Below are 17,331 nucleotides of genomic sequence, written 5' to 3'. Positions count from 1 at the left end.
CACCATCGCCTCAAGCGACGGTGTCAGGAAGGTGTGTTGCCCGGACGGTTACGCGGGGATGGGGCCAAGGCAGAGAGAGCGAGAACTTGGCAGAGGATAAAAAAGCCTGTTCCTTTCCGACCGGATCAGCGTTTCCTGATCGTCTCCTCAAGCGGCGGGTAGTTATCGAAATCCGGGCTCAGTACCGCGTTTCAGCAGCTAATTACCCAAGCGATGGAGAAGGGGGTCTTACCGAGGGACAGCGGTTTGGAATGCATGATTTCAAGCGAAAGGGTATTACGGATACAGCTGGGACTAGGGCGGACAACCAGCAGGCTTATGGTCACAAGGATGAATCGATGATGGATTTCCATGATTTAAGTCTGCCCGTAGCAAATCCATCATCGGATTAACTACTCAACCTCTTCAGCTTTGGTCCAATCTAGTGGCGGAGACTCTCCAGTAACGGCTCCCGAGCGGTCGACGGCATAAACGTGCACCGCCCTAGCGAGCATCCGGCTATAGCCAAGCGTAATTTTCTTTTCCTTGCCCTTAGTATGTTCGCTATCGGCGTATGCGACGATTTCAGCATGGTGAGGATTTGCCGGACGCTCGCCCTTTGCCTGAGCTTTATCCTCCCAAACCAGCAAGTGTATAGGATCGCCAGGCTTAAGCACCGGCTGCTTCGCAACGCCAACCTGCTTTAATAATGCCACTGTGATTTTGCCCACCCCCGCTACGTCTCGATCGGGCCTTCCCGAAATTTCAAGGGTGGCCTTGACCAATGATATTGAGGGAGCCAGCCCTAGTGCATCAATACGTGTAACTGAAACATTGGCGCCCTGAAAGAGCGTAGGAGTGCCTCGATTTGTTTCAGCATCCCATTTTTCTTCAACGATCGCTCGAATGACCGTTTCATTGTCATTCAGCAACACTTCCCGTGCCGGATACTTCTTATCCGGTTGCGCGTCTAGACTCATGGAGTTCAGAGCTCGGCAACGATGCTATATATCCTTGCATCACCCAAAGCAAAGATTTCATCGTGTTCGTCCGTGGCAAGCTCGATCTGCTGATCGCCAAAAACCATGTCCAGCGTTGAACCATTATCAAGCTGCCAGCTCGCTACAATTTCCCCATCCGAGCCCAAAAACAGGCTTGGCTTGTTATTGAGAGATAAGCCGCGCTCAATGAATGCTGAAAAGTTTGCGATAGCGGCGACGCTCATTGCTCGAGCTCCCTCCCCATCCCAATCATCTTCCGAGCGCACGAGGCGAGACAGCCGGGTAATGCAACGCTCATCAAGCTTTTGACTAAGCAATGCAATCCAAGCGGCTTTAGCAACCATTTCGTTGGTCAACACGCCCTCTAGATTGGGCTGCGCACGTACCATTTTGATTCGCTCTGAAAACGCGTGATCTGTAAGGACTGTAATGCTGGGTACCGCTGGGCCTTGCATCGGCCAACCAGCCTTAACAAGCTCCCAAGCGTGGCTCAACGCGTCATAGCTCTTTTGAACCACTCCGCGATCGGGCTTGATAATGTTCAGTAACGAAGACGTACGGCTATAATCCGTCTGGCCTGCAGTAAATCGCGCGGAGCTTATATTCGTCCTAAAAACACTCATCTCGCACCTCCAACAGGGTTCATCTTAGCTGCTATCCGTTCTGTGATTCCGACAAATACCTTATGAATCACATTACGAGCGCTCGAAAAACTTTCCATGATTTCCTGAACGTTTGCACCAACCAGGCCTTCAATTACGACCACATTCTCCAAAATGTAGCCTTTACTACCTTCAATTTCTCCCTCTGCCATCTGAAGCTGCAAGCTGCCGAATTCCAGCGGTACTATTAACTGCATTACTGGCAAGCCGACGACCCCGGTGCTAGAAACCTCGCGAAGGATACCCGGCACTTCGATATTGAATCCAAATACTTCGGTAAGAAATTGAAGATGGCTCGCCTCACCGGTGAAGTCTTTGCCGAAAGCATCGATGTACCGCAGTATCAGCGAATAGCCTTCGACTTCAGCTTGCTGGGATTCGAGCAGAATTCTGACCCCCTGCTCTACAACCGGCGCGAAGTCATCCCATGATTTGTAGGGTTTGACAGCGTTCGCAGTAAAGATACCGGTACCGATCTGGAACAAGGTAGACGGCAAGTGCTCACTTCCAGCGTCGACTGCCCCATGATCGGTGTATCTGTACCTGACGATTGGCGCTTCACCCGGGGCTGGAAAGCCTGCCGGGATGAGCCGCTCAGAAGCGCCATAGCCAATTAGGGACATCGCTCTTGTAACAGTAGGGAGCTGCTTCTCGAAAGCGTCGTTACTTCCCGGTAAGGAGAAACCAGCAGGAAACCCAGGTGGCAAGGCCGCCAGCGATGCGGGATCTTTCCAGCGAAGCTCAGCCACGAGCTCCACGAGAGGCGGGTTTTCGAATCTTTCGTTCATGAGGGATTGACTCATCCTGATTTGGCGTGAGGGTCGCCATCTGATCCAGGGTTCATGCCCCAGGGGCCGAGCAAAAAGACTTGCTTCAGTACCATCCGCAAAGCACTCCGTTAGCTTTGCGGATGGTACTAGGACAATATCACCGGGGAGGCCTTGCTGGCTACATACCCACGTACAATATGGTGAGGATGCTTGGTCTAATATGGCTCGCAGCCTATCCTTCACGTACATCAAAACTCCGCAAGCCTTTGATGTCTAAGGCTAAGGCAACTGATTTTTAATCATTTGCTCTCGATTCATGACGCGGTCCAATACGCCTCCCATGGTGGTTGACAAAAAGGAAGACCTTCTTGAGGCCAATTACGCTCATCGTGAGCGGCAGCTACCAGCAGCTATCGGCTCAGAGTGTGTGAAAACAGATGTTCAGCCGGCGTCACGAATGCCTGTTACTGGTCGGCGGCTACACAAATAAGTGGTCAAATGCAATTGCCGCCCCTGGCCCATCACCATTGCCACCAATCAAAGCTCAGCCGCTTTTGCCCCTACTGAAAACCCGCCGGGGCAAAAGCGACTCCCACTGGAAAAATTTGTACCTACTCGTCGCCAACAAGACGAGCCAGTCCATCTACCGTACCTTTGCTAAGACCTACTTCTTTTGCGATAGCTGCAATGGGTAGCCCACTCCTCAAACCGTCTCGGATACGGTCCTGAATATGCCCAGGCACCTCCGCCTCGCCTGTTATCGGATTGAGATAGCAGCCCGCATGGTAAGTATCAAGCAGCGCCTTCAAGCTCTTACTAGCTTTGGATATCGCCTGACGCGAAACGCCTAAACGCTTTGCCATTTCAGCCTGGCTGAGCCCCTTATCCTTCATAAGCCATATTTTCTCACGCAGCCCAAGCGACGTGCCTTTGCTTGTGGCTATTGCATGCAGCCCTGAATGCACTTGGTCGTAGGCCGTCTTCCGCAGTTCCTGCATGTCAGCAGCGTCCGGCGGCTGAAAATTGACTGCAAAATCAGACCTGCCCGACCCGACCAATACAGTCAGATGGTGCTGGAACGCAGCTTTGTATCGAAGATCAGCATGATATCGGGCAGTCCCTGGCGCATGGATCTTGCAATAACGATTGCTCAATCTCCCGGCCCGAATTCGCTCTCTCGCTAGCTGGTCATGACTGGCAATTGATGATGTCAACTCACGCAAGCGTTCTGAACGATTAGTGAGACGCCAGCATAATTCGCAGTAGTGGTCCCCCTGGGAACGAGTCTGTGCATCTCGCAGGGTTTCATAATAAGGATGTGTACTGGTGCGCGCGGGCCTAAAACGTCTCAACAGACGGATCAGCTCGCGCGCCATTTCAAACGTGCCGCACATTTCACTCGTATCATCGGTCTGGTCGTAGAGGTTCTGCAATACACACCTAAAATTGTCATCCCAAGAATCAATATTGCTCAACTGCCAATCTATCGGGAGCGTTGAAATAGGTCTCTCAGATCGTCGAGATGCTGTTTTAAAATGCCAACCATCATTGAACGGACGCCGAGGCATTTCCGGCTGCAGATGAGGATGACGGCAGGTTTCGAGCAGCTTTTGATTCCACTCCATGCCAAGCGCACCTAGTGCCTCGGCATACGCAGATCCATTGTTGCCACTTGGGATAGCAAGGATAGGAGGAGCATATTTTCCCATTTCAGAGAGCCGACAAGTCTCTAGCAGCTCTTGATTCCACTCCCCCTTGAAGCGCCCGATGGACTCCAGGAACGCATCGTCCATATTGCGACGAACAGCCGTCCAAACAGAATACCGCCTTGAGGTAAGGCTTGATGACTGCGAGAGCCCGGCCAGGAGGCGCTCAAAACCAGACATGAGCTGGTCAGAGCACCTAGCGTGCGCGCGCACCTCGTTCAATAAAAAATCGAAGTCGTCTAGATACGCCATGTCAACCTAAATGTTAAATCTTCAGCCCATATTCTAACCGTATTTATCTGTAACGTTCCATTCAACAACCTTAATGAGGGAATGGACGTGACAACTGAAGAATTGATCCTGAGCACAACTGGCGGCTCTCCTCTGCTGTCTCTAGCACAAGTTGCTGAAATCCTTCACCGCAGCCCTGACGGGCTACGCATCACTCTGTCCGGCGACAATGAAATCGCCCGAAATCTAAAACCATGCAGGATCAAGATTGGCCGCCGCGTTTACTTCCGTGTAGCCGGGGTCGCGCGCTTTATCGACGAAGCATAAGAATAGCCCGTGTCAGTGCTGATCTCACTATCGCGACTGGGAGAATCGCTTTCCAAGCGCTCACACACCCCGGCGGTAGTACCACTGGAACCAGTCCTGCCTGAAATCGTACTGACTGGCTGGCCAGATGAGGTGAGAGGTGTACCCAATATCACGCTCCGGTCTGCGCTTTTCGGGTCCAGCAGATCCGCAAGCAAGGCATTCCTACAGCGCGCCGAAATTTACACTCAGAGACCCACGCAGATGAGATACACAGGACCACGGCTGGACCAAGGCGATTTAGATGTCTGGATCACGTTGTTGCATATCGCTCGCCAAAAGCAGATGGGGAAATTGTTTAAAACCAGCGCATACGAGCTTCTGAAACTACAAGGGAAGACGGATGCCGGGAATAATAGAAAAACTCTCTACAAGCGCCTGTTCCGCCTCGCAGCGGGCACACTTGAGTTAAGTGCAAAACATCAGTCCTATACAGGCGGCCTGATTGACTCGATCTATAGAGACGATATGGAGCACAAGCTCGTCATCACTTTGAACCTTGAGCTTTCTTACTTGTTTGGACCAAATGACTTTACCCACATAGATTGGGCCGTTCGCAGAAGTCTGAACTCAAAACCACTAGCACAGTGGCTACATGGGTATCTATCGAGCCATGCTGAGCCCTTCCCTGTGTCGATTGATACGCTAATGAAGATGGCCGGTAGTCTCGACAACTCTACATCAAGCCGTGAGCAAAATATTCGAAGGGCACTGGACGCGCTGCAGCACGCAAGCAACCTACACGGACAGCTGTTCAGCTACGAAATCAGCGGTGGCAACGTGTATTTCACGAAAACCCCAACCAGTAGTCAGGCTAGGCACATTGCGAGGAAAGGCAGCGGCTCCAAAAGCAAAAAATAAGGACCGTACCATTGGCTAGGCAGCACCGTACCGTTGGCTCGGATGTACCGTACCGTCGGCTAAAAAATACCGTACCGTTGGCTAAATTATTAACAAGCCGAAATGGCTACGAGCCCCGCCATTGAAGGGCTACGCGAACAATCCACAGCGCCTTAATCCTTTTATAATCATCCTAATACAGCTTGGAAACCATAATGAATAAGGTCGAAGCAGGCAGCGGCAACGTATACACTGATCTTGGCGACCCTGAAGCGAAGGAAATGCTGGCCAAAGCACAGACGGTTTCCTCGATCATTCGACTCATCGAGGAAAAAGGGTTGTCACTTGGTGACGCAGCACGACTGGCGGACGTTCCACAGGTGCAGCTTAGCAAGCTCCTGATCGGTCGCTTTCAAACTAACGCCCTGATCGATTTGGAAGAGATGCGCAAAAAAATCCGGGATGGCGAAAACAAATGACGAACCTATCCATCGAGCACTCCAGCTACTGGCGCGACTATTTCATCGCCCTGGACAAAACCCCGCTCAGCCTTGCCATTTGGCGAGGAATTTTCGACGATTCGGAGCTTTGCGAGTTCAGCACGCTATCAAAAGAATCCCTCGAAGATGCTCTTCAGAGACACCGTCGCAAGTTGAAAGCCATGCTGCAGGCCCTTGAGGAAATCAATCTTCCTGAATTGGAGTGGCTACCGCCCAAGGTACGGCAACAGCTAGAGATGTGATAGCCAAATCCCGTCAGCGTTCGATGTCCGCCTCATTGGAATTCTGCTCTTTCGCAAGACGACGTGTCTCGGCGTCGGACCTAATCTGCTCAAGCGTAGTAGAAGCGCGAGGACGGTCATGGTCGGGCTTTAGCGCCTGATCTTTAAAGTGACCTCGCTCCATTGCCCTGGTTCGCATTTGCTCAATGCTGGAAACGTTCTGACCATGTACATGGTCGCGACCAGGTGCCTTTCCACTCCCGGCCCCCTGGGCCAACTGGGCCTCCATCTTCTCCATCGCGCCAGGTACGCACGCACTTCCCTCCTCCCTCTCCCGCTGCAGTTGGTTAATCAAGCGATCTCCTTCGTCGCTTCGCGATTGCTCCATCCTACGGACCTGATCGCGGATGCTTTTCTCTTGGTCTGATCGTTCTTTTTGATCTCGCAGCTCTTGAGCTGACTTTTCCGACTGCGGAATCTTTTCGATGTGTCGCATGGTTTCAAGGTTCTCGCGGCGCTCATTTTGTTGGGAGAGCGCTGTAGCGATTCGTCCAGCCTCTTCTCTACTCATTCGCTCAGATCTTTTTTTATCAGTAGAACTACCGTTGGAATTAGTTGACACGTCGCTTTGCCTCTCGACCGAACCGGTCGTAATGATGGTCTGTTGGGGGCTACCGCCCGAGTTTTTTTGCACGTGGGTTCGCCGCTCACGCTCTTTCTCAAGGCTAATAATCTCAGCTCCAGCGCTCGGAACTTCGCGCCGTAAATCATCCCGAGATCGGGAAAGCTCTGCTCGGGCTTGTCGAAAGTCGATCACCTTTGCGCGTAGCAACGGATCTCTCCACTCGCTCGGCAAATATTTCCGTTCTGGCTTTAACCCAGTATTCCTTTCGGCATGGCTGCGCATATCGATCCTCTCTGCAAACCCCGCTCGCTCCAGATGCGTATTGCAACTTGTCTCCCAGCGATAGCGCAACTGACGTAACTCCGCCTTGCGCTCCGTCGTACTCAGTGTGAGTCCAGCGCTTGGGCCATAGCCTTTACGAGCGCCACCATTAGCCGGATTTTTAGAGTTGTAGCGTTTGAAGTACTGCTCAGGATCACGTGCATAGCCATCACACTGCCTCTCACTGAACATCAAATGCAAATGGGGCTGCTCGTCGCCGTCTGCTGCTTTCGGCGAATGAATTGCCCACTGATACGCGTGGCGCGTTCCTATTTCCTGGCGTACAAAGTCATGTACCAGATCAGTGCGCTGCTGTGGTGAAAGCTCACGAGGCAACGCTATTTCCATCTCGCGATACGTAGTGCCATTTTTGCGCTCATTCGCGTCAGCGGCATTCCAAAACTCTTGGGGACAATGCTGAGCCCAAGCCGGCATGTTCCCGGACTCAGTCGCCTCCAGTTTTTCGTTTCTATCTAGCCGCGCGGCATACTTACCTTCACGGGCGATATAGGCCGCATGTGGCCCAGCCTTCCCGATCTTTCCCACCTTCATGCTTAAACGGCCAATAGCCATCTGCGGATTACCTCACGCGTCTGAATTTTCGCGCCCGCGAAAATATGCCTTGGCACTACGCTTTTTTTTCGCGCCCGCGAAAATTCTGCTTTTGATTTTCGCTTCTGCCCCCGGCAGGGCGCGCTGTTTCTGAGGAACGAAGAAACAACTAAGCGCGCCTTCCAATACTGGAAGGATAAAGCAGTTCGTGCGCACATCAAACATATAATAGTTATAATTAGAACCCTAAAAACAAACTTAGCGTAATTAAGCGAAATGAAAGACAAATGGCTTAGCGACAGGATTCTTCACATAAAAAATCTGAAATCACCAAGTGATCAACAGCGATTACTCCTGATGCTTTCAGAAAAAAACTCTCGAACAAATGACGAGGAGCGAAAGCTCAGTTTTCTCATCAAGGCCGAGTGGGCAGAAGCCAAGGCACAGAAGGCCAGAAGCGATGTAGCTCGCATTGTTAATGCAGAAAAAGAATCTGCACGTAAAGCCAGGGACCGCGAGCTTTATCAAGCAGCCGGACTGCTCATACTGGCAGGCTTGGTTGATACAAAGACAGGAAGTCCTCTTTTGGATCGTGGTGAGCTCTTGGGCGCCCTTGTGGCAATTGAAGAAACGGCCGTAACCGATGCAGTGCGAGTCGACTGGAAAAGAACAGGAGATGCACTTATGGCAAGTCGGGAACGACCCAGAAAAAGCTGAGTAGCGCCCCGTCCACACGTCAATAAACCTAGCAGGCAGTAGACATGAGCTTTTTAGCGAAAAGTAAATTTTTTGATGATCCTGTATCGAAGGTAAGGCACTGGCTTTTACATCGAGAGCAAAAAATGATGCGAGCAGTCATTGGTCGAAAATATGAGGATGTCCTAGACCCGCAGGTATATTGGATTGTAGGTACTGATAATGAGCATGACGGCTTATCAGATGACGAAATCGAAAGAATGGCCCAGCGGCTCTCGCTGTCGCAAATAGGTGTGTTTCTCGCTCAACGTATCTGGGCAAAGCGAACCTGGCTAGTCGTCCCAATGCTGATGATGGCTGGGCTGCTAATTACCTACATGCTGGTGAATGCAGCTGGCACTACAACAAGCGACAAGCTCATTCCCTTGGTGCTGACAGGCACCGTCTGGCTCAGCTTTTTTCTGTGTTGTTCCGCAACAATATTCGGTCCACTGATTGCCCAGTTATTCCTGCCAAAAATGCCAGTGCGTCAGGATGAAATCGACTCAGTGAAAAGCGTAATCAGTCGCTGCGTCATTCGTGATTTAGAGCCAGAAACTCCGCTCGATCTGAAAGACCGTGCCCGACTATTGGTAACTGATTCCGACGGCCAATCTGTAGCGGGGCAAGTACTAGCTACTGACCTAGAGTTTTCAGCCGTTCGCGCAGAGTGGATGATCACTAAGGCTGTGCTCGTGCTGATGGGCTTAGTCATGCTATCTCCAGTCCTTGCGACCTCATCGCCCATGCTTGCGGTCTTGGATTATTTCTCCCTTTTGGTCTGGCAAAAAATGGCGTTCTGGATTCCCCGCGATCACGAGCAATCCAAATCTGGGCAGCAGGAAAAAGATTCGTCCGTACTCTTCTTCGCACTGAAGGTCGTGATCATCCCACTGCTAATAATTTTTGGGCTCTCTGCGTCCTATCGAGAACACCTGGATGCTTTTGTTCGGCTGGACGCACAAGTGATTAACTGGGTCTACGTTATCGGGATGTGGGCTTTCGCGATCTATCTCACCTTCACGGCCAAATCTCCACTTAAGGTTCGCGCAATGCGGCTCGATCAAGCAGTGCGTGAAAGTGGTACGGAGCTATTAGTCGACAAGGTCGGACGGGCGTACTTCCAGCATCTTGAGGAGGCACGTACTGAGCAGATCCGAAACGCCAAAAAGGATGGCTCTCCGTTTATCCACCTTGGAACCAGTACTGGTCTCCTAGCGCAACGACGTGACCCACTATCGCCTACTGAGGCCGGCATCCCGTTCGGCCTGTCCGTAACGGACTTGGCTACCCACGTCGGCGTATTAGGAGCTAGCGGCACAGGTAAAACCTCAGGCGTCATTCGCCCCCTTACCAAACAATGGATTGATGGCGATCTAGGGGGGCTTCTAGTACTCGATGGCAAAGGAGCACTGCCCCTCGAATTTGACGGAACAGAAGGATACACACTCATCAGCCCGGATCACGGCCCGTTCAATCCAATTTCTGGTATGACGCCAGATGCATTGGCTGATGTGCTCCCCGACGTATGCGACGACGGAAAAGGGGATACCTTCTGGCGTGACTCTGCACGCCTCATGCTGCGCATGGCGGCGATCTTGGTAGAAGCCCATCCCAACCTGCCATACACGCTGACGCAGATCCAACAGTTCTGCTTAGCCGGCCACCAAGAACGCGCGGACTGGCTCGACCCTATTTCTAGCGAAATTGACGGTAGTGGCCGGCTGCTTGCCGCAGCTCATTACTGGCTGCTGGAGTACCCCGATTTTCCGGAGAAGACTGCCGGCTGTATCAGCAACATGCTTCGAACCTGGCTGGGCAACATCCTGCTCCAAGAGAAGCTTGGTCCGTGGGTCAACACAACTGACACTGAGTTCAGAGTTGAAAATGTTATGACCGGTCAGAAAATTGGGCTTCTGCTACCAGAATCGGAATATGGCATTGGCGGGGTGGCCATCTCAGCTATATGCATGCGCAGAGTCTACGATGCGGTAAAAAAACGCGGCGACAGTTGGCAGGGCTTGGAAGGCCATAGGCCTGTTCTGCTCGCCGCTGACGAGGTTCAGAACCTGTTGACCAAAGCGGATCTGGAAACTGTTCCGGTCGCACGCAGCCTTGGCCTGTATCTGATGTTTGCGACACAAAACGTCGACGGTTTGTATAAGCGCCTGGAGCGCGACGGCGCGGTACAGATGCTCGGCAACCTTGCCAGCATCATAGCTTTAGCCCCCCGTACAGATGACTCAAACAGCTACGTTTCCAAGCGGGTCGGTAATGTATGGAAGGCTTCGACACAAAGCTTTCAGGGGCTACCTGACGCCGCTAGCGATTTTGGTCTGTACGCTAACTCTGGTACTGGTCAAGCAATGCAGTCGACCACGCTGCATCGCCAGAATCGCTTCGGCGCGCCACGGCTATCTTATGCGATAGGACTCTGGCATCGTCAGTGGACCCCCAAAGCTATGAACTGGCTGGATGGAATGGTGGTGCCTGATGATCCAAATCAGGCACCACCGCGACCAGCACTCCAGCTAGAGCTATCCCCACTCATCTCGCCCGATGAGATCGACACCCTCTTGGCCATACCAGGTACCGCTATCGCAGTCATCAACCGCGGACGAATCCAACGCCGTGATGTGATCCGCCTGTATCCGAAACAAGCGGGGGATGCAGCATGAAAACTACCGAAATCTATATGCCGTTGATGCGTGAAGCGGAGGGCCATTGGTATTGGCCAGGGTCAACTTCCCCGGCGACCTTGCTAGCCTTGGCTCTGCTATTGGCCGCATTCGTTTATGGTTACCGGTACCCTGCGATGAAAGCGGACGAAGCGATTCAACGCATTGAAGCCGTGAACCAGTTGATCGACCAATCGGCGCAACACACACAGACAGCACTCTCACGCCTCCAGGGCTTGATGGCAGACCAACCTGAATGGCTGCGACAAGTGGCGACCGCACAAACGACTGAACTTCAAGCCCAGCTGTCCTTGGTCAAGCCCTTGAGTAAGGAGCAGATACTTCAGAAAGCGGTATTGCAGCAGGAACAATACGATCAGGCTCAACAAGTGATCGCAGCTTCGCCATTTAAAGGGTTAACGAAACTGCAGATACCGCTGAGCGCTGAAGGGAAAAGGTATCTCGATGCTCTTGAGGTTAAACGCCCCTCACGATTTGAGTACCAAAGGCTTTCAGACGGATTGCTTGATGCGCTGCCTGTACTGCAGGAAGGATTCAAGCTCCAGGCCCAGACAGAGAGCATGGTTCATCGCCTGGATGTGCAACTGAACGGCGACAAGGCAGGCGTGCCCGGGCCAGCAGCAGAGCAAGCTTTCGATTATGACGGTGGAGAACAGCTGTACGAGCGGCAGCAGCCCAAGCCTAAAGCTCCCATTGACGAGCTCAGCAGCGCAATCCGTAAAGCAGAGCGAAACGCAGAACAGCAGAAACAACAGGCAAAGTTGGAAGCTCAGAATCAGGCACGTCAGGCAGAGAGAGACGCCCGACAAGCAGAGCTGCAGGCGGAACGTGAGCAACAGAAAGCACAGCGTCTATCTATCCAACGCCAACGGGACACTGATCGCCAAGCCAGCGTAGCTGCCGAGGCTACACGCCGAGCAGAGCAAGATTCAGAGCGCCGACTAGCTGCGGCAAAACGGCAATCGGAAGCTGCAGCCGAGGCGAAACAAAGAGAATGTACGGCCAGCATCATGGCAAGAGCCAGATGTGCGGCCCAAGGTTACAACCCGCTAACGGGGGCTAGAAATTGATAGCCGTCACAGAGCGATTTGCTGTATCTACTTTCGAAAGATCTCCTCATTTTCGCGCGCGCGAAAATCACAGAGGATTCAAAACCTAATCTTCGCGATGTAAGCGAACGGCAAACACGCATACCGGCACAGGTCATCGACAAAGACATCCCGACTGCCGGGCTGATGGCCCAGGTGATGATCGCGAAATACGCCGATCATTTACCGCTGTACCGCCAGGAGCAAATCTTCGGTCGGGCCGGTCTTGCGATACCTCGCTCAACGCTCGCCAGTTGGGTCGGCGTTTGCGGTGTGCAATTGCAGCCGCTGGTCGACGCAGCGGGCAAATGGAATCGGGGAGTTGTTGCCGCATCGGTGGCAACCCGCTTAGTTGCGCAAGAAGGGATGCCCGGAAGCTTATTCGAATTCGATAGGTACGATCACTACACAAGTGATGGCCTTTGGCTAGAATGCCCCCACCCAGAACAGGGCTGGCAACTTCGTGACATACGTTGCTACCCCGATTACAAGGAAGACTCTATGCCCATGATCGCCAATGACCCCACTACCCAGCTTGCATTCTCTGTATATGAGAACAAGGGAGTGTACGCGTTACTCCTAGGCTCAGGAGTATCCCGCGCCGCCGGTATTCCAACCGGCTGGGAGATCACCATGGAGCTAGTCAAACGTGCCGGTATTGCCTCAGGTGTCGGCGAGCAAGAGGATTGGTATGCTTGGTATCTAGGTCAGACAGGAGAGCAGCCTAACTATTCCACTCTGCTGGAGACCTTAGCGGGCACGCAGAGCGAACGCAGAGCCATTGTGCAGAGCTTCCTTGAGCCTACAGCCCAAGAGCTGGAGGACGGTTTAAAAGTACCCACCAGGGCTCATCGAGCTATCGCAGAAATGGTGCGTGCTGGACACGTGCGGGTCATTGTGACCACCAACTTCGACAGGCTGATGGAAAACGCACTGCGTGATGCCGGCATCGAGCCCACTATCGTGAGTTCGGTCGACACCCTGGCAGGAGCAGAACCGCTCGCCCATTCCCAGTGCTTCATCCTCAAAATCCATGGCGATTACAAGGACGCCCGGATTCTAAATACGGATGTTGAACTGGGCGACTACCCCACTGAATTCAACACTCTGCTCGACCGCATAATCGATGAGTTCGGGTTGATCGTCGCCGGCTGGTCAGGAGAATGGGATCACGCCTTGAGGGCCGCGTTTCTACGCGCCCCTTCCCGACGCTACCCAACCTACTGGCTCGCCCGAGGAGGTGTGTCTGAGCGCGGCCAAGAGTTGGTCGCACGACGCCGCGCTTCGGTGGTTAGTGGGACTGATGCGGATACGTTCTTCGATGCCCTTAACCTGAAGCTTGAGACCATTCAAAAATCCCGCCAGCCCAATCCGGCGAGCGTCGAGCTGATGATCGCCATGGCAAAACGCTTCATGGACCGGCCTGAACACAGAATCCAGCTCGACGACCTAGTCACGGCTCAAACTCGACAGAGTATTGCTGATTTTGTACCTCTATTTGCAGGACAGGGTGATGTGAGAACCCAGGCGTTCAGTGATTGGGTTCCAGAGTACGAGGCTATTGCAGAACCAATCGCCCGCCTTGCTTCAGTGCTAGGTCGATGGGGCACAGGTGATGAGCTGAGTCTCGTACTGGATGCCGTTAAAGGACTATATGCAGAAGCTCATAGGGGGCAGGCTGGCTATACCCACTGGCTCGCCCTGAAGAACTACCCAGCTGCGTTGGTCGTTCTTGGCTATTCACTGGGCCTGACCCGTGCAAATCGCCTTGACGTTCTATATACCCTGCTCAATTCAACCGTCATTAACCGCCGTGAGCAACCAGGATTGATTGGTTATGAGTTGTCACCGTTCTATTTAGAGGCCGGCAACGGGCTGCTGGCGCACTGGAAAACCTTAGAGGATCAGAGCAACGCCCGTACACCGCTATCCAATCGCCTGGCCAGCCTCATTACCTGCAAATGGGCACCCTCGTTCGCCGGAGTGCAGGATCCCGAGCTGCTGTACGAGCGTTTCGAGTTTCTGAACCTGCTGTTCTTCGCTCAAACGAACGGCGTCAATGAAGAAGAGCTCAATAATCGAATCCAGCAGAGTCAATTTCGAAACATCGCGATGGGTCGTCTGTCGTGGCACTCGGAGACAATCTCGCGCTTTGCTCAGGAATACTCTACGCCGGAGTTCAACGCGCCCTTGCTTGCTGCCGGCTTTGCCTATGGCAGTGAGAGCTACCTCCAGCGTTTCTTAGAAGGATTAGGCCGAATGAGCAGGTGGTAAAGGCGCTCCAAGGCTTCCCTAAATTCAGATCATGGATCACTGCTCATAGCGACCCGCAACCGTTAGGGTAAGCGTCAGCCGAGCGTGGACACCGTTCGTTTACTTCGCGGTGAACAAATGAGCTGGTGAGATCCAGGGTGACTTGTCGCGCTGGATATCACCAGCAGCCAAGTATTTTCGCGCGCGAAAATACTTGGGGTTGGGAGTTCTTCATCACGGCGAGATCTCGATTCATCTAAACGACTCCATAGATCAGAGCAGCTCAACGCTAGCCGTTTCTGATAGCCCGATCTCGCTGGTTCTGGTTGAACGCTGATCTGAGAAAGACTACGAAGCGTGCTGCGAGCCTTATCTAGCTTGGAGAGCAGATAACTTAGGATCGCGGGTCTCCACTCAGTTTCTCACAAACGCATACTGATACTCGTTCAGCTCATTAGAATTACGAGCGATTAATTTCAACTCAGAGCAGCTACCAATTGCCTCTGCGAAACTAGACCCAACGGCCATAGGCAGGTAAAAATAGTCACCATACATCTGCGGAGGAATACCCCATATCATCCCTCCAAGGTACTTCCCATACTCCTTGTCGGGAAAAATCCTAGCCAGTGAGCTAGGTAAACTGACATCAATTATTTGACCGCTTTCAACTGTCAGCCAAACGTGCAAATTAATCCCCTGCCTGCCTTGAGAAGAAATATCTGCAAGTGAAATTCCTCTCTTACACCAACGTTTCAAATCTTCCCAAGATGGATTGAATGCAACCGTGTCTCCTCTCCAAAGCTGTCCGATGGTGACGTAGACTTTTCTACCGAGAGAGGCCTCAATGTGGGGTGCGAGAAAATGGCTCCATTTAAGGCACTGAAAAGCTGACTTTGAGGCGTCGCTAACACCTGCGGTCAGTAAAGCACGATCCAGAAAGTCATCGCTTTCGCTAATTGGGGAAGAGAGCCAATTTGGCTTTGCGACCTTAAAGCCCTGGGCATTTGTGAATTTTACCGCGTGTAAAAACCACGCTCTGTAGTCTGAAAAATCCTCTGAGCGAGTGGGAAGAGGCGGCGGCGTATAAAACAAGCGTTCAAACAACCACATTTCAACTCCGAATCAAATCTATAAGTCACAGCATAGACATAGCTTTATTCTCAGCCTGTAGCTCCAAGCTGTCGACGGCAGTGTGTTTTCTGATATGAATTAATACCTTCTCCAGGTCCAGTAGGCGATCCCGTACCCCCCCAAAAGCAGCACTGCGGAACCTCCCCATTGCATGTATGTGCTAGCCCACCACTCCACGTCTAGACGCTCGATGGACAACCCGGGGAAGTACAAGCCTTTGACGCCCCAGTACTGCATGGCAGGCCAGAATCCGCTCCACAAGGTCGATAGCGCTAGAGGCAAAAGCGCCCTGCACCCTAAGAAACCGTCCGTGAGCTCATTCCATATCGCGTAACCTACCAAACTGAGACACAGGAGGATGCTGAACAGCAGTCTGCCTCCAGCGGAAATATCTACGCCTATCTGATCTGAAAATCCTTTAGCTATGGCATATCCGAGCAGCGCGATCCCGGCGGCAAATGCAATTCTCTCAGCGACACGACTTTGGTCAGACCTCATTGAACATCTCCGTTTCGTAAAATTGCTCACGTCATGTTAGCCAGTGGACACGCCCAGGACCAGCCAAAACACACATTCAAAATCATAGGCAGTTTTGCGCAGGATGGGATTGAAAGAGGTTTGGAGGACATATGGCAGAATTGAAGTGACTGAATACATGTGAATGGAAACCTTACGAGCGTGATTCTGGTTCAATATTTCGGTACACACCCGGTACAGTCATAAGCTCTCACTACTTTCTCAAAACTACGTCAAACCCGCTGTTTATAATGCTTTCAGCTTTGTGTGCCTACGTTAACCTATGAACAGTTTTGTAAGGCCCACAGCGTTTCTAGGCAACTCATAATCCTTTGGTGCACGGTTCGAGTCCGTTTGGGCCCACCATACTCAAAGCCGCGCACTGCGCGGCTTTTGTGTTTCTGGTGAGGTCCTCTCAGATGCAGCCCTGTAGTGGTCTAGTAACTCCAGACACTCATTCAGGCGAGAATATCGCCAGATAGAAGTGTCTGATTTACCACTACAGTTGCCTGCATGACAGGGTCAGGCCAGCTTTTGCGCTCTCCCCCTATCGCGGCCTTTCCCGATGCAATTCGGGTTCAAGCCCGCTTGGGCAACTTCCAGTTTGGCCGGATGAAGTGGCAGGTATAACCGTTCGGTATCCGCTCCAGATAATCCTGATGCTCCGGCTCCGCCTCCCAGAACTCGCTGGCGGGCTCGATTTGCGTGACCACACGCCCCGGCCACAGCTTGGAGGCGTCCACGTCAGCCGCGGTATCTTCGGCAATATCCCGTTGCTGTTCGCTCAGGTAGTAAATCGCCGAACGATAGCTTGGCCCAAGATCATTACCCTGCCGGTTAGGCGTGCTCGGGTCATGGATCTGGAAAAAGAACTCAAGAATCTGCCGGTAGCTGATCACCGCCGGGTCAAACACGATCTCAATCGCTTCGGCATGATTGCCGTGGTTGCGGTAGGTGGCGTTCGGTACGTCACCACCGGTGTAGCCGACTCGCGTGTGCAGCACGCCGGGGTAGCGTCGCAACAAATCTTGCATGCCCCAGAAGCAGCCGCCGGCAAGGATGGCGGTTTCGGTTGGGTTGGTCATGGTCTGTCCTTGCGGTTTATGGAGACAGGGATAGTTATGGGGTGATGCCG

15 protein-coding genes and 2 pseudogenes are annotated in these 17,331 nt (G+C 52.6%); 10 read left to right on the top strand and 7 right to left on the bottom strand.

Translation table 11 applies throughout. From position 1 onward, the window contains the following. Nucleotides 1–392 (top strand): annotated as a pseudogene (locus AO388_RS27060) (hypothetical protein); the annotation flags it as partial. Here the strand turns inward: AO388_RS27060 and AO388_RS04045 are convergent. From AO388_RS04045 to AO388_RS04030, 4 genes are all read right to left on the bottom strand, one after another. Next, nucleotides 393–959 (bottom strand): hypothetical protein, encoded by a 567-nt coding sequence (locus tag AO388_RS04045; protein WP_058416087.1) that lies wholly within the window; start codon nt 957–959, stop codon nt 393–395. A gap of 5 nt (nt 960–964) precedes the next feature. Next, entirely contained in the window at nt 965–1,603 is a 639-nt protein-coding gene (locus AO388_RS04040; RefSeq protein ID WP_058416086.1) for a hypothetical protein, read from the bottom strand. Beyond that, entirely contained in the window at nt 1,600–2,430 is an 831-nt protein-coding gene (locus tag AO388_RS04035) for a TIGR04255 family protein (protein ID WP_058416085.1), read from the bottom strand. Before AO388_RS04035 ends, AO388_RS04040 begins: the two co-directional genes overlap by 4 nt. A gap of 593 nt (nt 2,431–3,023) precedes the next feature. Next, complete coding sequence (locus AO388_RS04030) at nt 3,024–4,370, bottom strand: helix-turn-helix transcriptional regulator (protein ID WP_058416084.1); 1,347 nt, start codon at nt 4,368–4,370, stop codon at nt 3,024–3,026. Nucleotides 4,371–4,457: 87 nt separating this feature from the next. Here AO388_RS04030 and AO388_RS04025 point away from each other — a divergent pair, with 87 nt between their 5' ends. The 4 genes from AO388_RS04025 to AO388_RS04010 all read left to right on the top strand — a co-directional run bounded on the left by AO388_RS04025 (nt 4,458) and on the right by AO388_RS04010 (nt 6,297). Further along, the gene (locus tag AO388_RS04025) at nt 4,458–4,676 is read left to right on the top strand and encodes a hypothetical protein (protein WP_058416092.1); all 219 of its coding nucleotides are present in this window, start codon (nt 4,458–4,460) and stop codon (nt 4,674–4,676) included. Between the two features lie 9 nt (nt 4,677–4,685). Further along, a complete protein-coding gene (gene trfA / locus AO388_RS04020) occupies nt 4,686–5,576 on the top strand; it encodes a plasmid replication initiator TrfA (RefSeq protein WP_330219496.1) in 891 nt (296 codons plus the stop codon). Nucleotides 5,577–5,770: 194 nt separating this feature from the next. Further along, complete coding sequence (locus tag AO388_RS04015; RefSeq protein ID WP_024689699.1) at nt 5,771–6,034, top strand: XRE family transcriptional regulator; 264 nt, start codon at nt 5,771–5,773, stop codon at nt 6,032–6,034. Continuing rightward, complete coding sequence (locus tag AO388_RS04010; protein ID WP_058416083.1) at nt 6,031–6,297, top strand: hypothetical protein; 267 nt, start codon at nt 6,031–6,033, stop codon at nt 6,295–6,297. The genes AO388_RS04015 and AO388_RS04010 overlap by 4 nt, the downstream gene beginning before the upstream one ends. 13 nt (nt 6,298–6,310) lie before the next feature. On the opposite strand, the gene AO388_RS04005 is transcribed toward AO388_RS04010, so the two are convergent. Next, complete coding sequence (locus tag AO388_RS04005) at nt 6,311–7,795, bottom strand: MobA/MobL family protein (protein WP_201786899.1); 1,485 nt, start codon at nt 7,793–7,795, stop codon at nt 6,311–6,313. A gap of 255 nt (nt 7,796–8,050) precedes the next feature. Here AO388_RS04005 and AO388_RS04000 point away from each other — a divergent pair, with 255 nt between their 5' ends. The 5 genes and pseudogenes from AO388_RS04000 to AO388_RS03985 all read left to right on the top strand — a co-directional run bounded on the left by AO388_RS04000 (nt 8,051) and on the right by AO388_RS03985 (nt 14,570). Further along, the gene (locus AO388_RS04000) at nt 8,051–8,491 is read left to right on the top strand and encodes a conjugal transfer protein TraD (RefSeq protein WP_058416082.1); all 441 of its coding nucleotides are present in this window, start codon (nt 8,051–8,053) and stop codon (nt 8,489–8,491) included. A 44-nt stretch (nt 8,492–8,535) separates the two neighbouring features. After that, the gene (locus AO388_RS27055; RefSeq protein ID WP_083515757.1) at nt 8,536–11,187 is read left to right on the top strand and encodes a type IV secretory system conjugative DNA transfer family protein; all 2,652 of its coding nucleotides are present in this window, start codon (nt 8,536–8,538) and stop codon (nt 11,185–11,187) included. Then, nucleotides 11,184–12,278, top strand: coding sequence for a hypothetical protein (locus AO388_RS03990; protein WP_058416081.1), 1,095 nt, complete (start codon nt 11,184–11,186; stop codon nt 12,276–12,278). The genes AO388_RS27055 and AO388_RS03990 overlap by 4 nt, the downstream gene beginning before the upstream one ends. Before the next feature lie 111 nt (nt 12,279–12,389). Then, a pseudogene (locus AO388_RS30175) lies at nt 12,390–12,596 on the top strand (IS66 family transposase); the annotation flags it as partial. A 66-nt stretch (nt 12,597–12,662) separates the two neighbouring features. Beyond that, nucleotides 12,663–14,570, top strand: coding sequence for an SIR2 family protein (locus tag AO388_RS03985; protein ID WP_442963818.1), 1,908 nt, complete (start codon nt 12,663–12,665; stop codon nt 14,568–14,570). Nucleotides 14,571–14,963: 393 nt separating this feature from the next. Here AO388_RS03985 and AO388_RS03980 read toward each other — a convergent pair whose 3' ends face one another. Together AO388_RS03980 and msrA are read right to left on the bottom strand one after the other, a co-directional pair. Further along, complete coding sequence (locus AO388_RS03980; RefSeq protein ID WP_055001504.1) at nt 14,964–15,659, bottom strand: hypothetical protein; 696 nt, start codon at nt 15,657–15,659, stop codon at nt 14,964–14,966. Nucleotides 15,660–16,774: 1,115 nt separating this feature from the next. Continuing rightward, nucleotides 16,775–17,281 carry a peptide-methionine (S)-S-oxide reductase MsrA gene (gene msrA / locus AO388_RS03970; RefSeq protein ID WP_003372371.1) on the bottom strand — a complete coding sequence of 169 codons (507 nt, stop codon included), beginning with the start codon at nt 17,279–17,281 and terminating at the stop codon, nt 16,775–16,777. Between the last annotated feature and the right edge of the window lie 50 nt (nt 17,282–17,331).

Source organism: Pseudomonas sp. ICMP 10191, from assembly GCF_001467335.1.
Classification (GTDB): Bacteria; Pseudomonadota; Gammaproteobacteria; order Pseudomonadales; family Pseudomonadaceae; genus Aquipseudomonas; species Aquipseudomonas cerasi.
Note: the sequence above shows the minus strand (reverse complement) of the source record. Positions and strands in the feature narration are given on the sequence as shown.

Excerpts from the sequence above, each read along its gene's own strand:
- AO388_RS04045 (WP_058416087.1), bottom strand. The coding sequence starts at position 959 with ATGAGTCTAGACGCGCAACCGGATAAGAAGTATCCGGCACGGGAAGTG.
- AO388_RS04040 (WP_058416086.1), bottom strand. The coding sequence starts at position 1,603 with ATGAGTGTTTTTAGGACGAATATAAGCTCCGCGCGATTTACTGCAGGC.
- AO388_RS04035 (WP_058416085.1), bottom strand. The coding sequence starts at position 2,430 with ATGAACGAAAGATTCGAAAACCCGCCTCTCGTGGAGCTCGTGGCTGAG.
- AO388_RS04030 (WP_058416084.1), bottom strand. The coding sequence starts at position 4,370 with ATGGCGTATCTAGACGACTTCGATTTTTTATTGAACGAGGTGCGCGCG.
- AO388_RS04015 (WP_024689699.1), top strand. The coding sequence starts at position 5,771 with ATGAATAAGGTCGAAGCAGGCAGCGGCAACGTATACACTGATCTTGGC.
- AO388_RS04010 (WP_058416083.1), top strand. The coding sequence starts at position 6,031 with ATGACGAACCTATCCATCGAGCACTCCAGCTACTGGCGCGACTATTTC.
- AO388_RS04005 (WP_201786899.1), bottom strand. The coding sequence starts at position 7,795 with ATGGCTATTGGCCGTTTAAGCATGAAGGTGGGAAAGATCGGGAAGGCT.
- AO388_RS04000 (WP_058416082.1), top strand. The coding sequence starts at position 8,051 with ATGAAAGACAAATGGCTTAGCGACAGGATTCTTCACATAAAAAATCTG.
- AO388_RS27055 (WP_083515757.1), top strand. The coding sequence starts at position 8,536 with ATGAGCTTTTTAGCGAAAAGTAAATTTTTTGATGATCCTGTATCGAAG.
- AO388_RS03990 (WP_058416081.1), top strand. The coding sequence starts at position 11,184 with ATGAAAACTACCGAAATCTATATGCCGTTGATGCGTGAAGCGGAGGGC.
- AO388_RS03985 (WP_442963818.1), top strand. The coding sequence starts at position 12,663 with ATGCCCGGAAGCTTATTCGAATTCGATAGGTACGATCACTACACAAGT.
- AO388_RS03980 (WP_055001504.1), bottom strand. The coding sequence starts at position 15,659 with ATGTGGTTGTTTGAACGCTTGTTTTATACGCCGCCGCCTCTTCCCACT.
- msrA (WP_003372371.1), bottom strand. The coding sequence starts at position 17,281 with ATGACCAACCCAACCGAAACCGCCATCCTTGCCGGCGGCTGCTTCTGG.